The organism is Solibacillus sp. FSL R7-0682 (assembly GCF_038005985.1).
GTDB lineage: Bacteria > Bacillota > Bacilli > Bacillales_A > Planococcaceae > Solibacillus.
Genome location: NZ_JBBOUI010000001.1, coordinates 1722592 through 1735726, shown reverse-complemented (window position 1 = coordinate 1735726; position 13135 = coordinate 1722592). Strand labels below are relative to the sequence as shown.

Annotated in this window: 13 protein-coding genes and 1 pseudogene; 1 reads left to right on the top strand and 13 read right to left on the bottom strand. The window is 36.3% G+C overall.

The window, feature by feature from the left end:
• Positions 1-8 precede the first annotated feature (8 nt).
• From MKZ17_RS08905 to MKZ17_RS08890, 4 genes are all read right to left on the bottom strand, one after another.
• A complete protein-coding gene (locus MKZ17_RS08905; protein WP_340723387.1) occupies positions 9-992 on the bottom strand; it encodes an alpha-ketoacid dehydrogenase subunit beta in 984 nt (327 codons plus the stop codon).
• Positions 992-2002: a thiamine pyrophosphate-dependent dehydrogenase E1 component subunit alpha gene (locus tag MKZ17_RS08900; RefSeq protein WP_340723386.1), complete on the bottom strand. Its 1011-nt coding sequence runs from the start codon at positions 2000-2002 to the stop codon at positions 992-994. The genes MKZ17_RS08905 and MKZ17_RS08900 overlap by 1 nt, the downstream gene beginning before the upstream one ends.
• Before the next feature lie 76 nt (positions 2003-2078).
• Entirely contained in the window at positions 2079-3491 is a 1413-nt protein-coding gene (lpdA, locus tag MKZ17_RS08895; RefSeq protein ID WP_340723385.1) for a dihydrolipoyl dehydrogenase, read from the bottom strand.
• A 43-nt stretch (positions 3492-3534) separates the two neighbouring features.
• Positions 3535-4629 carry a Leu/Phe/Val dehydrogenase gene (locus MKZ17_RS08890; protein WP_340723384.1) on the bottom strand — a complete coding sequence of 365 codons (1095 nt, stop codon included), beginning with the start codon at positions 4627-4629 and terminating at the stop codon, positions 3535-3537.
• A gap of 369 nt (positions 4630-4998) precedes the next feature.
• Here MKZ17_RS08890 and MKZ17_RS08885 point away from each other — a divergent pair, with 369 nt between their 5' ends.
• Positions 4999-5232: a DUF2627 domain-containing protein gene (locus tag MKZ17_RS08885; protein WP_340723383.1), complete on the top strand. Its 234-nt coding sequence runs from the start codon at positions 4999-5001 to the stop codon at positions 5230-5232.
• 90 nt (positions 5233-5322) lie between these two features.
• Here the strand turns inward: MKZ17_RS08885 and MKZ17_RS08880 are convergent, their stop codons facing one another.
• The 9 genes and pseudogenes from MKZ17_RS08880 to spo0A all read right to left on the bottom strand — a co-directional run bounded on the left by MKZ17_RS08880 (position 5323) and on the right by spo0A (position 12820).
• On the bottom strand, positions 5323-6063 hold the full coding sequence (locus MKZ17_RS08880) for a glycerophosphodiester phosphodiesterase (protein WP_340723382.1): 741 nt from the start codon (positions 6061-6063) through the stop codon (positions 5323-5325).
• Positions 6063-7634, bottom strand: a complete 1572-nt coding sequence (locus tag MKZ17_RS08875; protein ID WP_340723381.1) for a DUF342 domain-containing protein — start codon at positions 7632-7634, stop codon at positions 6063-6065. The genes MKZ17_RS08880 and MKZ17_RS08875 overlap by 1 nt, the downstream gene beginning before the upstream one ends.
• A 121-nt stretch (positions 7635-7755) precedes the next feature.
• Positions 7756-8154, bottom strand: coding sequence for a hypothetical protein (locus tag MKZ17_RS08870; protein WP_340723380.1), 399 nt, complete (start codon positions 8152-8154; stop codon positions 7756-7758).
• A gap of 384 nt (positions 8155-8538) precedes the next feature.
• Positions 8539-8916 carry a PH domain-containing protein gene (locus MKZ17_RS08865; RefSeq protein ID WP_340723379.1) on the bottom strand — a complete coding sequence of 126 codons (378 nt, stop codon included), beginning with the start codon at positions 8914-8916 and terminating at the stop codon, positions 8539-8541.
• Positions 8917-9010: 94 nt separating this feature from the next.
• Positions 9011-9364: a hypothetical protein gene (locus MKZ17_RS08860; RefSeq protein WP_340723378.1), complete on the bottom strand. Its 354-nt coding sequence runs from the start codon at positions 9362-9364 to the stop codon at positions 9011-9013.
• A gap of 221 nt (positions 9365-9585) precedes the next feature.
• Positions 9586-10851, bottom strand: a complete 1266-nt coding sequence (locus tag MKZ17_RS08855) for an erythromycin esterase family protein (RefSeq protein WP_340723377.1) — start codon at positions 10849-10851, stop codon at positions 9586-9588.
• Positions 10852-10879: 28 nt separating this feature from the next.
• Positions 10880-10978 (bottom strand): annotated as a pseudogene (locus MKZ17_RS20580) (DUF2812 domain-containing protein); the annotation flags it as partial.
• Positions 10979-11032: 54 nt separating this feature from the next.
• Entirely contained in the window at positions 11033-11587 is a 555-nt protein-coding gene (locus MKZ17_RS08850) for a hypothetical protein (protein ID WP_340723376.1), read from the bottom strand.
• 441 nt (positions 11588-12028) lie between these two features.
• Entirely contained in the window at positions 12029-12820 is a 792-nt protein-coding gene (gene spo0A / locus MKZ17_RS08845) for a sporulation transcription factor Spo0A (protein ID WP_340723375.1), read from the bottom strand.
• Positions 12821-13135: the final 315 nt, after the last annotated feature.

Here is a 13135-nt window from a genome sequence, read left to right as displayed (position 1 = left end):
CCTTATACTTAAAAGGCTGCTAATTCACGAATTGCTCGTTCTACTTTTTCAGGATTGATCATGAAAAACTTTTCCATCGTAGGTGCATAAGGCATTGCAGGTACATCTGGACCTGCTAAACGTTTAATCGGTGCATCTAATTCAAAGAGGCAATGCTCCGCGATAATCGCTGCAACTTCACTCATGATACTGCCTTCTTTATTGTCTTCTGTAATAAGAAGCACCTTTCCGGTTTTTTGTGCGGCCTCAATAATTGCTTCTTGATCTAATGGATAAACTGTACGTAAATCAAGAATATGTGTTTCAATCCCATCCTTTTCAAGGCGTTCCGCAGCTTGCAGCGCAAAGTGTACTGCGAGACCATACGTAATTACTGTTACATCGTCTCCAGCACGTTTAATGTCAGCTTTTCCAATCGGAAGTGTATAATCATCTGCCGGAACTTCCCCTTTAATTAAGCGATAGGCACGCTTATGCTCAAAAAACAATACCGGATCTGGGTCTCGAATCGCTGCTTTTAATAACCCTTTTGCATCATAAGGCGTTGATGGAATAACGATTTTCAATCCAGGTGTTCCAGCAAATAATGCTTCAACGGATTGGGAATGATATAGTGCCCCATGAATCCCTCCACCAAATGGAGCCCGGACTACAAGCGGACAGCTCCAATCATTATTTGTTCGATAACGTATTTTTGCCGCTTCTGAGACGATTTGGTTCACCGCTGGCATAATAAAATCAGCAAACTGCATTTCAGCAATTGGACGTAATCCATACATGGCAGCTCCAATAGCCACCCCTGCAATTGCACTTTCAGCTAAAGGCGTATCGAGTACTCGTGCTTCACCAAATTGGTCATACAAGCCCGTTGTCGCTTTGAATACGCCACCTTTACGTCCAACGTCTTCCCCGAGAATAAAGACACGTTCATCACGTTCCATTTCTTCTTTCATCGCTAAGTTAATCGCATCAATATAAGAAATTACCGCCATTACGCATCTTCTCCTTCCGCATAGACATATTTCAATGCATGTTCTGGTGGTGCATATGCGGCATTTTCCGCATAATCTGTTGCCTCATTTACCAATTCCATAATCTTTTCATTTACAGATTGTAGTAAAGCATCATCTGCAACACCTTGTTCTTTTAAATACGTCTCAAACAATAAAATTGGATCCTTCGCTTTGCCTTCAGCAATATCTTCTGCTGTTCGATATTGTCGGTCATCATCATCTGAGGAATGAGCTGTCAAACGAAATGTTACCGTTTCAATTAATGATGGCCCTTCTCCACTTCTTGCGCGATCTGCAGCCTCTTTAACCACACGATACACTTCTAATGGATTTTTACCATCAACTGTTACGCCAGGCATCCCATAGCCGATTGCTCGGTCTGACACTTTTGCACAGCCTAATTGCCGATCTACTGGAACCGAAATTGCATACTGATTATTTTCAACCATAATAATGACTGGTAATTTGTGTACTCCTGCGAAGTTTGCCCCTTCATGGAAATCTCCCTGATTGGATGAACCTTCCCCAAGTGTTACAAAGGTAATAAAATCCTTTTGTTGCATTTTCCCTGCTAACGCCACACCTACTGCATGAGGTACTTGTGTCGTAACCGGGGATGACCCTGTTAAGATGCGGTTTTTCTTTTGCCCAAAGTGACCTGGCATTTGTCGTCCACCTGAGTTTGGATCCTCTTCTTTTGCAAAGGCGGATAGCATTAAATCTTTTGCTGTCATGCCAAAATGCAAGACAACTCCCATATCCCGATAATACGGCGCAATATAATCTTTAGAATTGTCGAGAGCAAAGGCAGCACCCACTTGAGCCGCCTCTTGCCCTTGACAGGAAATCACGAATGGAATTTTCCCTGCGCGGTTTAATAACCACATACGCTCATCAATACGACGTGCTAGTAACATCGTTTCATACATTTTCATCACATCTTCATCAGATAACCCTAATTGTTGATGTGTTAGTTTTATTTCACTCATTTCATCAACCCCCATTTGTTTCAATTCATAACGATAAGTTGATTGAACCCCTTTGTATTATCGCTTTAAACTTCTATTAAAAGTGGATCGCTTTCCCATCGATCGCTAATGCCGCTTCACCGATTACCTCACTAAGTGATGGATGTAGATGGATCATTTGCCCGATTTCCCACGGCGAGGCATTTAAAAACAACCCTAGCGCTGCTTCTGAAATTAAATCTGTCGCATGCGGTCCAATTAAGTGAACCCCAATAACATCGTTGCTCGCTTCATCTGCAATCAGCTTTACAAAACCATCTGTCTCACCATAGACCATTGCTTTTCCGATTGCTTTAAATGGAAATGTTGCCGTTTTCACATGGTAGCCTTCCTTATTTGCCTGTGCCTCAGTTAGGCCAACACTCGCTACTTCAGGATGACTATAAACACCACGTGCAATATTGGCATACTTGATTGGGATTAATTGTTCTCCCGCAATATGTTCAATTGCCCGAATTCCTTCATGAGACGCAACATGTGCTAATTGCATCCCACCAATAACATCTCCTATTGCATAAATATGACTTTCCTTCGTTTGGAAGTATTCATTTACGTCAATAAAACCCGTCTCTGTAGAAATTTCCGTATTTTCAATCCCGATATTTTCTACATTTGCTTGGCGACCAATTGATAATAGTAAGGCTTCTGCAGTTATATTTTCTTTTTCGGATAATGTAACGGTTACATCTTTACCTACAGCTATTTCTTTTGCATCAAATGACACATTCGTAAAGATTTTAATTCCGCGTTTTTTTAGAAGCTTTTGCATTTCAGCTGAGATCGCCTCATCCTCTGTAGGCAATAGACGATCTCCTATTTCTAAAATCGTGACGTCTACATTAAAATCTGCTAGCATCGAAGCCCATTCTACCCCAATTACTCCTCCACCAATAATGATGATCGACTTCGGTAATTTCTCAATCGTTAAAAATTCATCTGAAGTAAATACTTTTTCCCCATCTACTTTTAAACCATCAAGATGACGTGGCCTTGAACCTGTAGCAATGACAACATTTTTCGGGATTAGCATCTCATTTTCAGTACCGTCATTCATTTCGACTGAAATCGTTCCGGGCATTGGTGAAAATATCGAAGGTCCTAAAATTCGGCCGTAGCCGTTGTATACATCGATGTTTCCTTTTTTCATCAAATGCTGCACACCATTATAGAGCTGTTCTACAACCGACTGCTTACGTTGCTGTACCGCACTGAAATTGATTTCAATGCCGTTGATTTCGATCCCAAACTCATTTGCACGTTTTGATTGTGTATATACTTCTGCACTGCGAAGCAATGCTTTTGTTGGGATACATCCAGCATGTAAGCAGGTGCCCCCAAGTTTATTTTTTTCTACGATGGCTGTTTTCAAGCCAAGCTGTGATGCACGAATGGCTGCAACATAGCCCCCTGTACCTCCACCTAAAATGACGACATCATATTCTTTTGCCATGCCAAACACCCCTTTTCATGCAATAGAAAGAACTTTTATGATTTTAACGACCATTTAATATGTTTTTTTCATTTTGTAAAAACTGACTTCGTGATTTTGCGACACGAGCAATTCGCTCCTCCGCTAAGCGGTTAGCTGCTACATACGTTGGAATATTTTCTTGCTTTGAAATTGCAAAGATTTTTTCTAGGCTTGTATAAATCGTTTCTACTCGCTTCATTGCACGATCACGATTGTAGCCGTATAATTCATCCGCTACGTTAATTACTCCACCAGCGTTAATTACGTAGTCTGGTGCATATACAATACCCATTTCATGCAATGCTTTACCATGTTTTGATTCAGCTAATTGGTTATTTGCTGATCCTGCAATTACTTTTACTTTTAACTTTGGTAATGTTTCATCGTTAATCACTGCACCAAGTGCACATGGAGAGAAAATATCAACTTCTTGTTCATATATTTCATTTGGCGCTACAGCAGTTGCACCAAAATCATTTACTACACGCTCTACTGCATTTGGATTGATATCCGTTACAATTAGGTTCGCACCTTCTTTATGCAAGTATTCACATAAAGTGTATGCTACATTGCCTAAGCCTTGTATCGCGACAGATTTCCCACGAAGTGAATCATCTCCGAAAGCTTCTTTTGCCGCGGCCTTCATCCCTAGAAATACGCCATATGCTGTTACCGGTGAAGGGTTGCCCGAACTTCCAAATGCCGGTGAAATGCCTGTAACATAATTGGTTTCTTCGTGAATTAAATCCATATCTGCAACTGTCGTACCAACATCCTCAGCTGTAATATATCGACCATTTAGCCCTTGAATAAAACGACCAAGCGCACGGAACATTTCTTCATTTTTATCTTTAAATGGATCTCCAATAATGACCGTTTTGCCGCCCCCTAAATTTAAGCCTGCTGCAGCATTTTTATAAGTCATTCCACGAGCTAGTCGAAGAGCATCTTCGATAGCGGCTTCTTCAGAGGCGTAAGTCCACATACGCGACCCACCTAGAGCTGGACCTAACGTTGTATCATGAATTGCTATAACCGCTTTTAAGCCAGATGCTTCATCTTGGCAAAATACTAATTGCTCAAAATCATATTTCTGCATGTACTTGAAAATTTCCATAATACTCTTCTCCTTTTACAAAGAAAGCGCTTACTTTCTCGTTTTAATTATTTTATTCTACTTAAAGATAAATAGATATTTAAAAATGAATAATTTATTATCTTTAAATTTACAATACTTTCAATTATTCAATCACGCAACTATAAATAGCTAATTTTGATTAAGTTGGAAAATTCGGATAATTTAATAGGTTAATTGAATAGATTTTCATATTTAGAAGCACTTATTTTTTATTGATATTATTATCTTAATAAAGCATTTCGACTAGTATTCGACATAATTCTATTGTTTTTTATTGGAATTTTTGGAGTTTCCTTGACTTTGAAGATGACAATTGTAAAATGAACTTAGTTGTAAGGAGGGTTTTGAATGGCACGTTTCGTTGCGTTTATTATTCTTGTTATTCCAGCAATTATGATGGCTGCCGGGATTAAGTTTATGCGCGATACACTTTTCGGTGTTCTCATTCCACCATTTCCATGGATTTGGTTGCAATTTGTCGTAGGGATTATTTTCTTCGTAGTAGCCTTTTTATTTTTTGCAGGCTTCTTATTACATAGGGATCGCAAGCGTGGAAAAGTCGCACAAAAATGGCAAAAGTAATTTGAAAAGACAGCCTTTCCGGTTCTTTACCGTAATCGCTGTCTTTTTTCGTTAGTAAAACCTAATCGTTTTCGGTCTTAGCTATTTTTTTCAAACCCCGCGGTTGAAATCCACTTTATATTTTTGAGCTTTACGAACTTTATCTGGATAATCAGTTATCCAGCCTAAAACTGCAGGATGAGGATTTGCAAGATAGGATTCGTTGCCCTTTATCCCATAAAAGCGGATTCCAATTTTTGCTTCATCACAACAGTTTAAATATTGTGGCTTATAATACTTTTTATGTGCATGTATTACATCAAAACAGTTCTGTTTGCTTACATTGTGCCAATCAAATTTCTTCGTAACTAAAATCGCTGTTTCAATATCAGGACGCACTTCTTTTACCGTTTTTAATAATGAAGTGTGAAATGATGAAATATGACTGTTTTCAGGTAATTCGATTGTTCGCATTGTTTGACGGAGTACATCATGATTTTCAAGTATCGACTCTTTTAATTCGATGTTTAATGCCATTTTTTCTTTAGTCGCCCATTGAATAAGTTGTTGAAATGACATCATTCGCTGACGCTGGAATATTCGTTCCCATCTTGAGCCTAAATTGTATTTCATCAACTCTTCAGCGGTACAATCTGAAACTAACTTCCTTATCCCGACTAATCGTTTTAAATCTAAATCATGAAAAACGACAAAAATAGCATCCTTTGAAATTTGAAGGTCAATTTCAATACCATCTGCTCCAAGAGCCTTTGCTTTCTCAAACGCTTTTAAAGTATTTTCAAGTGCATAGCCCGATGCACCGCGATGCGCAAAAATTGGAATATGTTTCATTATACGTTCAACTCTCCAAATTCTAATAAAAATCTTCCATTCGTCATTTTTGATAATATAGTAGACTTTTTACCAATTTGGATATATGTACCTGGGTATGCTTCCTTAGTAACTTGGATTTCTTCTTTTCCTACACTTCGCAAATCATTCATCAATTGCTTAATTTCCCTGTCTAAGTTTGCAGCTGATTCTTTATTAGCTACTAATCGTTGCTTTGTTTGTTCAAAGGCAGCTATTTGAGGCTTTGTTAAATTGTTAACGACCGGAAGTACACGATTAATTTGGGACTCTGAATGTAATATGTCATCTTGCATTGATTTTAATAAAGCAGCTTTCGTTTGAATAGCTTCAAGCCCTTCTGCTTTATTTACACTATTAATAATTAATTCTGTTCTTCTTTCTAAACGATTACCAGAAACTGCAGTTACAATCGTATTTTTCGCAATAGCTGTTCCACCGATAATTTTACCTTTTCGCTCGTCCACGAGAATTGACTGCGCATTTATATTTGAACCTAATGCATAAAAGCCAATATGGACATCGTTTCCAGCTACTAAATTCGCTTCATTTACATGCTTTACGAAAATGTTCCCACTTGCCTCTACTCGCGTTTGACCTAGGCCGAATATTCCTCCACGAATAAAGACGTCTCCTTCAATCGATTTAATTAATTTTGCACCTGAAACCCCTTCAGGACCTTCGATTGAGATATCCCCTTTAGCAATTACCGTAAATCCAGCTTGCACCGTTCCTCGAATTGAAATTGATCCAGCAAAATCAATATTTCCTGTCTCAACGCCCACATCACCATTAATCGGTAAATGATGATTAACTCCGACCATTCCTTGATTTTCTTCTAATACCCCACTAATTTTTGAGCGGATAACCGTTTTCCCATTCTCTTCTACTTCATAGGCAGATTTACGGTCATATTTTAACGGCATATCTCGACCACTTTGAGCCGCTACTAGCTCATCATGGACATTTCGCCCAGGAGTGCCTGGTTGTGCATGAATTTTTTCACCTAACCAAGCCCCTTCCTCAATTTCATAAATGAAGTTCATGTCATAGTAATCAGCTTTTCCATCTTCACGAATAACAGGCTTTCGCTCTGGAATTTGTAAGTACGTTATTTTAGCATCTTCTCCTTTAATAGGAGGCGTACCTTGTGCAATTAATATTGCTTTACCGCATACAATCGATTCTAGCTTAATGTCTAAAATACCGTGCTTTATATTATGTTCATTTAAATGCTTCATTACATCTCGTTGGAAAGACTGCGCATTCGATCGAATGTGCTCCTGTGTTTCATAGACAAATAATGAAGCTGACATTTTATCACGGGAAACTTCTAATGTCATAGGCGGTAACCAAATTCCTATTTCTACCGGTGCAGTAGAAACCTCTAATAAAACCTTTTTCAATACGGCGAAGTTCGTTAATTTAATGCGAGGATTTAAGCGTACAATTGCATCAAAATCTTTTAACAAAAAACCAGTCTGTAATGTTGTTAAATAAACTTTTCCATTCTGCTCTGTAATTTCAAAAAAACGATTTTCAAAAAGGACCACGCATATCCTCCTCCCCATACAATACAGTATATACAATATTTAGAATTTTGTTTAGCTAAATATTGAATACATTTTGTGATAATTAGCAAATATTTGTACTATTCAATAAATGTTCTGCCTATTAGAAATTACTATTTTCAATTTCTTTCTTAAGCATCTGCTGTAACTTTATCAATTGCTGATAAATTTGCATAGAATCACGTAAATATTCCTCGTCTTTAGTCTCAATTGCTAGTATTACTTTCTCTATTAATTTCATATCTAGTTCAATTGATTGATTTAAGCGCCAATCTTGCTTTTCTTCGAATTGCACTACCCTTTTAACGTTTGTTAGTTCTTCTAAGTAGATTTCCAACATAAATTTGAGTCTTTCTAACTGTTGTATATTAAGCGTCCCAAGTATCAGTATATCACTATAACATTCTTCCCGCTGTAGTTCCAAATTCATAATATAATTCGTTAATGGGGTTTCTGAAGAATCAGAAGCAACGGAAGTAGTATTATCTACTTCTCGGGGCAAGAGAAAAAGTACCCATATAACTAAAAACAGTAATAATACAAATAATAAACTCCAGCTCTTCAACTAATTCACCTCAATTTAGGATAATTTTCTTTTACATTACCCTAGAAATTGAACATGTATGTAAAAAGAATATTAAATTACCATGACAAAAAAAGCGCCTAATCTATATTAGGCGCCTAAAAGGAATAATATGACTTATCGCATATTATTCTATGAAAGGAGGTAAAACTACATAAGAAATGTCTTACTGATTTAAGTAATACCCCTTTTTCGAAGAGGTTAAACGTTTTTTCAAAAAATTGTATTTAAATCCATAATGTCCACATAGGTTTTGTCTGTTATCCTTTAAAAACGAACAACAATGTCGATTTCGATCATGATTTATCCTATGACATATTTAGCTAACACACGCTGCACATCATAAATATTAGTCGATTTATTAAAGTTCTTCTGTAAAGGCGTCGCATTACCTGAAATCCAAATTTTAAGCTCTGCATCTAAATCAAATGTTCCAGCGGTTTCTACTGAAAAGTGAACAATACTTTTATATGGTATAGAAAGATATTCTGTTTTCTTGCCGGTTACCCCTTGTTTATCGACAAGAATTAAACGTCTATTTGTAAATATAAAGGTGTCTCGAATTACTTTATAAGCACTTTGGATACTTTCGCCTTCTACAAGTAATTTTTGTACATCTTTTTGCAGCGCTTCTAAATTAACTTCGCTTGCATTTCCCATCAATCCATTAAATATACTCAATGCCACACCTCATACCTTTTTTCATATTTTTCCCTATTATCTTATTGTTTAAACTAGCGGATTATAACTTGATTTTTGTGCCAATGTACACTCCTTACCAATCTGGTCCATCATATGAGTCATTCACTTTAAGAGTAAATGACTTCAGATTTAAATTGGATTTTTCAACTAATTCATGAAAGATTGATTTCACCCTATTTTGTTCTAATTCTGTTGCTTCTTTGTTTAATAAGATTATTTTCATTTGAATATTCTCTTTTGAATACGCTGCAATCAAAATTCTGTATTCATAACCTCTTCCCGATAATTCATTTTGCATCTGATTTATAATTCCAGGATCTCGATAGAGGAAATTCTCCATTTCCTCAGAACTTACTATAGATGGAATTTCAGAAAATTTTTCTTTAAACAAGGAATTATTAATAAAAAAGAAGGTTCCTACAATCAAAATTACTACGGTCCCCACAATAGTAACTCTATCCTTTTTCAGCTTCTACCCTCCTTTTTAATTTAAGGATATGACTGAATACTAAAAATATCCTACCTGATTACTAAATCGTCATAAAATGAAAATAGACGAATTTTTAGTGAATGGGCGTCCGATTGCTATATATCAAGAAAGTGATTGCTGCCTTTCCTTGTTTTATGCTTTGTACTTAATAAATAGTGCTATTCTATGACATTTGTTGGTGTTGCAACCTTTACAATTATAATACCGTCATATGCTTCATTCGGTATCATTTCAATCGTGTAAAACATCTTTAAAGTTTTGTACCACCACTGGAAATCATCCCCAACATTCGCCATTTTTTGTTCTTTCGAGATAATTTCAAACAACTCATCCGACTTACTAACTTTTTCAAAATCAACATAGAAAACATTTGACTCCGCTTCACTAAATGCATCAACTAAACCATTATGATTCTCTAGTGTATGAATTTGTCGATCACCAGAGCCACCATTCTTCGCCTGAAACTCGCTGCTGATAAAATCAGTACCAATTGCAAAGTATTCTTCACCATATAGCTCATCTAAATAATCTCCCATCGATTTGTAGCCAGCTAACGATGCAGACGTTTTTTCAATGTGCCCATTATGTCCGGTAATGAATAGTTTATCGTGACCTCGCTGTGCTTCAAATTCAGCAATCCATTGTAAATTATCCGCCAAATATTGATCGCGAAGCTTCGTATAATCTCCGTCGTTTAAAAATAACTGTGTACGCTGTTTCATGATTTGTGCGTATTGTAATGCAAAGAGATATGCTTCAGTAGATGATTGTTCCACGTAAAATACTTCATTTGCTTGTAGGTCTAAAATGATATTATCTATTGTTTCATCAAACTCGTTCAATTGTTCCGTCGTTAACTCGCGCATTGTATCATTTGACACATGTTCCAGCTGTAATGCATATTGCTTGAAAGCATCTGCATTCACAAGTTTATAGTAGTCAAATACGGCTTTCTTGCTATAGTCATACCGTTGCATATCATTTCCGTAAAAATAAACTTTCTTGTCCTCGTTCACGGTCTTGTTATAATCATGCATCCATTGAACAAGATCAATCATTTGTTCTGTCTTATAAATACCGTAATCTAGGCTGTTTACTACCTCTTCTGCAGTACCAGTTCCCTTTAAAATGAATTGATTAATTTGCTGTCCGGCTCCAAAATCACCTTCTAACACAAAAACACGGACATTTTCATTTTTTATAAGTACTTCAAAAACGTCTTTTTTCAACTGTTGAAATTCTATATTTCCATGTGTTGCCTCACCCAAGCCGATCACCTTTACATCATCGGGAATATCGATTTCTTCGATAGCTGATACGTACGGATCTATTTCATCAAGTGCTTCAGCAATCCCGCATCCACATAATAAAATACATAGAGATCCTGCCCCAAACAATAAAGAACCTTTTTTGAAAAACGTCATCATTAACCTCCAAGGATTATTCTTCTTTTTATTTTGAATCGTTTTGATAAGCTTTAATGAAACCGATACAAAAGAATACAGCCATAAGGGCGAGCAGTAGTCTTAAAAGGGCAAATGGTGTCTCAAAACAAACCGGGGCCCCTTTATACAGATCCAGCCGAAATCCTCAAGATATTTTAGGTTAATTACTTATCTCCCCAGAAAAATACCCATCTTCATACACGCCATCTTTCCACAAAATCGTTCCATTTGTATCATATGCTTCAATTTTCAATGGGTCTGGTTCCCCAGAAATTGCATTTTCTAAAGAATCAAATTTTACAAACCATCCTCTAAACCCTTCATTAGTCTCAACAATTGTTGCTTCTTTTTCTATTGTTTTTTGTTTTACAAGAACAGTTGTAATTTGTTTATTTGTAATAATTCCACCAAACAAAGTTATAGGTACTTTTGGATCATTAATCATTACCCAGTCAAAACCGTCATCTGGATTTATCTCACCGTTGGCAGTATTTGTCCAATATTTATAATCCAACTTTTTATATCCTATACGAAATCCGGATTCATCTTTATAGAATACAACTTCATAATCATCCTTTTGCTGTTTATCTAATATCTCTGTTGAGTTTGGATATGGAACACTTTCTAAAAATTCTTCTGTAATATTACTATTTGAAGTAAAAGAGCAAGCAGTCAGTAGCAGTAAAGGTATAGCAATTAAAAGTATTTTCTTCATTAACGATTCCCCCTTTTATGCAATTAAAAAATTATATGATTGACCATAACGTAAATAACAATATTTGTAAACTCCATAAACCGTATTACAATTCAATTCAAATTATCTAACGGAAAGACATTTGATTTATCCATATCGATTAAACCTTCACCTGATAATTGTGCCTTGCAAACGTGGCATTTCAAGTTTATTAAACTTACAAAAAAAATGTTACTCAATAGTATGGCCTCAGTTAAAAAATATTACGGATGGGCAGGTAGCGTCCCGTGCTTGGGGTAATTTTTAATTTGCTTTGCGTTGAAATAGCATAGATGTACAAAAAGACATAAAAACGCCCCCTTAAGCAGTCGTAAATAACTGTTTAAGAAGGCGATAATATAAACTAGGTTCACCGCATATTCTGCGCTAGCCTGTCCGCTATAAAGTCGGTCATACCAACGCTTAACTCGCGACAATTTCAATACGGATCTTGTCCGCAATCATGGCAATGAATTCTGAATTTGTTGGTTTTGACTTCATATGGTGAACTGTGTAACCGAAAAGCTCCGAAATATTTTCATAGCTTCCTCTGTTCCATGCGACTTCAATAGCATGGCGGATAGCACGCTCAACTCTCGACGGGGTTGTACTAAATTTTTTCGCAATTTCAGGATATAAAATTTTCGTCACAGACCCTAGAAGTTCAATATCATAATAAACCATTTGAATGGCTTCTCTTAAATAAGCGTAGCCTTTAATATGAGCTGGTACACCGATTTCTTTTATAATAGAAGTAATTGTTGTATCTAGTTGACGTTGATCAAGTTTTGTAACAGCATTCGGTTCTAAAATTGATTTCCTTTTTACTGTTTCTACTTTCTGACCAGCACAATGGAGGATTTTTTGTTCAAGTTGCTCAAATTCAAACGGCTTTAACATAAAGTAAGAGGCACCAAAGTCAACAGCTTGCTTCATGACATCTTCTTGTCCAAATGCTGTTAACATAATAACTTGTGTGTTGTAATGGCGTTCTTCTTTATGCATCGCTTCCAATACGGCAAGTCCATCTAAATGAGGCATTATTATATCTAGCAATAATACATCAATTGTATGTTCACTCAACATTTTTATACACATTTTCCCATTTGATGCAGTAGCTACAACTTCGATTTGTGGATGATTATTAAAATACATTTCCATCATTTTCACAAGTTCACGGTTATCGTCAACTATCGCAATTTTCACTTTCGTCAAACAAAATCCCCCTTTAATTGTTGTTGATATTCGAGCTGGCAAAGTCTATATAAACTTTCCCTAAACGAAAAGAGAGTTCATAATTCTCTTTTCCACGATTCGCTTTTACAATTTACAACGAAATTAGCGACATCACTATGTCTAGCATCCTCATTTTATTGCTTTGACTTTAGAGAAATTTCGACAGAATAAAGAAAATTCCTCTATAAAGCACAAAAATGAGTATGAAGTAATGTATTTTCTTTCTTTTTTGACATAGAAATATATGGGTTTACATTTGTCGAATTTACTTTATGTATATTGTAAGGTATAAAA

What these genes read in the sequence shown, in the direction of transcription:
- MKZ17_RS08905 (WP_340723387.1), bottom strand. Translation starts at nt 992, where the DNA reads ATGGCGGTAATTTCTTATATTGATGCGATTAACTTAGCGATGAAAGAA.
- MKZ17_RS08900 (WP_340723386.1), bottom strand. Translation starts at nt 2,002, where the DNA reads ATGAGTGAAATAAAACTAACACATCAACAATTAGGGTTATCTGATGAA.
- MKZ17_RS08880 (WP_340723382.1), bottom strand. Translation starts at nt 6,063, where the DNA reads ATGAAACATATTCCAATTTTTGCGCATCGCGGTGCATCGGGCTATGCA.
- MKZ17_RS08890 (WP_340723384.1), bottom strand. Translation starts at nt 4,629, where the DNA reads ATGGAAATTTTCAAGTACATGCAGAAATATGATTTTGAGCAATTAGTA.
- lpdA (WP_340723385.1), bottom strand. Translation starts at nt 3,491, where the DNA reads ATGGCAAAAGAATATGATGTCGTCATTTTAGGTGGAGGTACAGGGGGC.
- MKZ17_RS08850 (WP_340723376.1), bottom strand. Translation starts at nt 11,587, where the DNA reads ATGAAGAAAATACTTTTAATTGCTATACCTTTACTGCTACTGACTGCT.
- MKZ17_RS08855 (WP_340723377.1), bottom strand. Translation starts at nt 10,851, where the DNA reads ATGACGTTTTTCAAAAAAGGTTCTTTATTGTTTGGGGCAGGATCTCTA.
- MKZ17_RS08885 (WP_340723383.1), top strand. Translation starts at nt 4,999, where the DNA reads ATGGCACGTTTCGTTGCGTTTATTATTCTTGTTATTCCAGCAATTATG.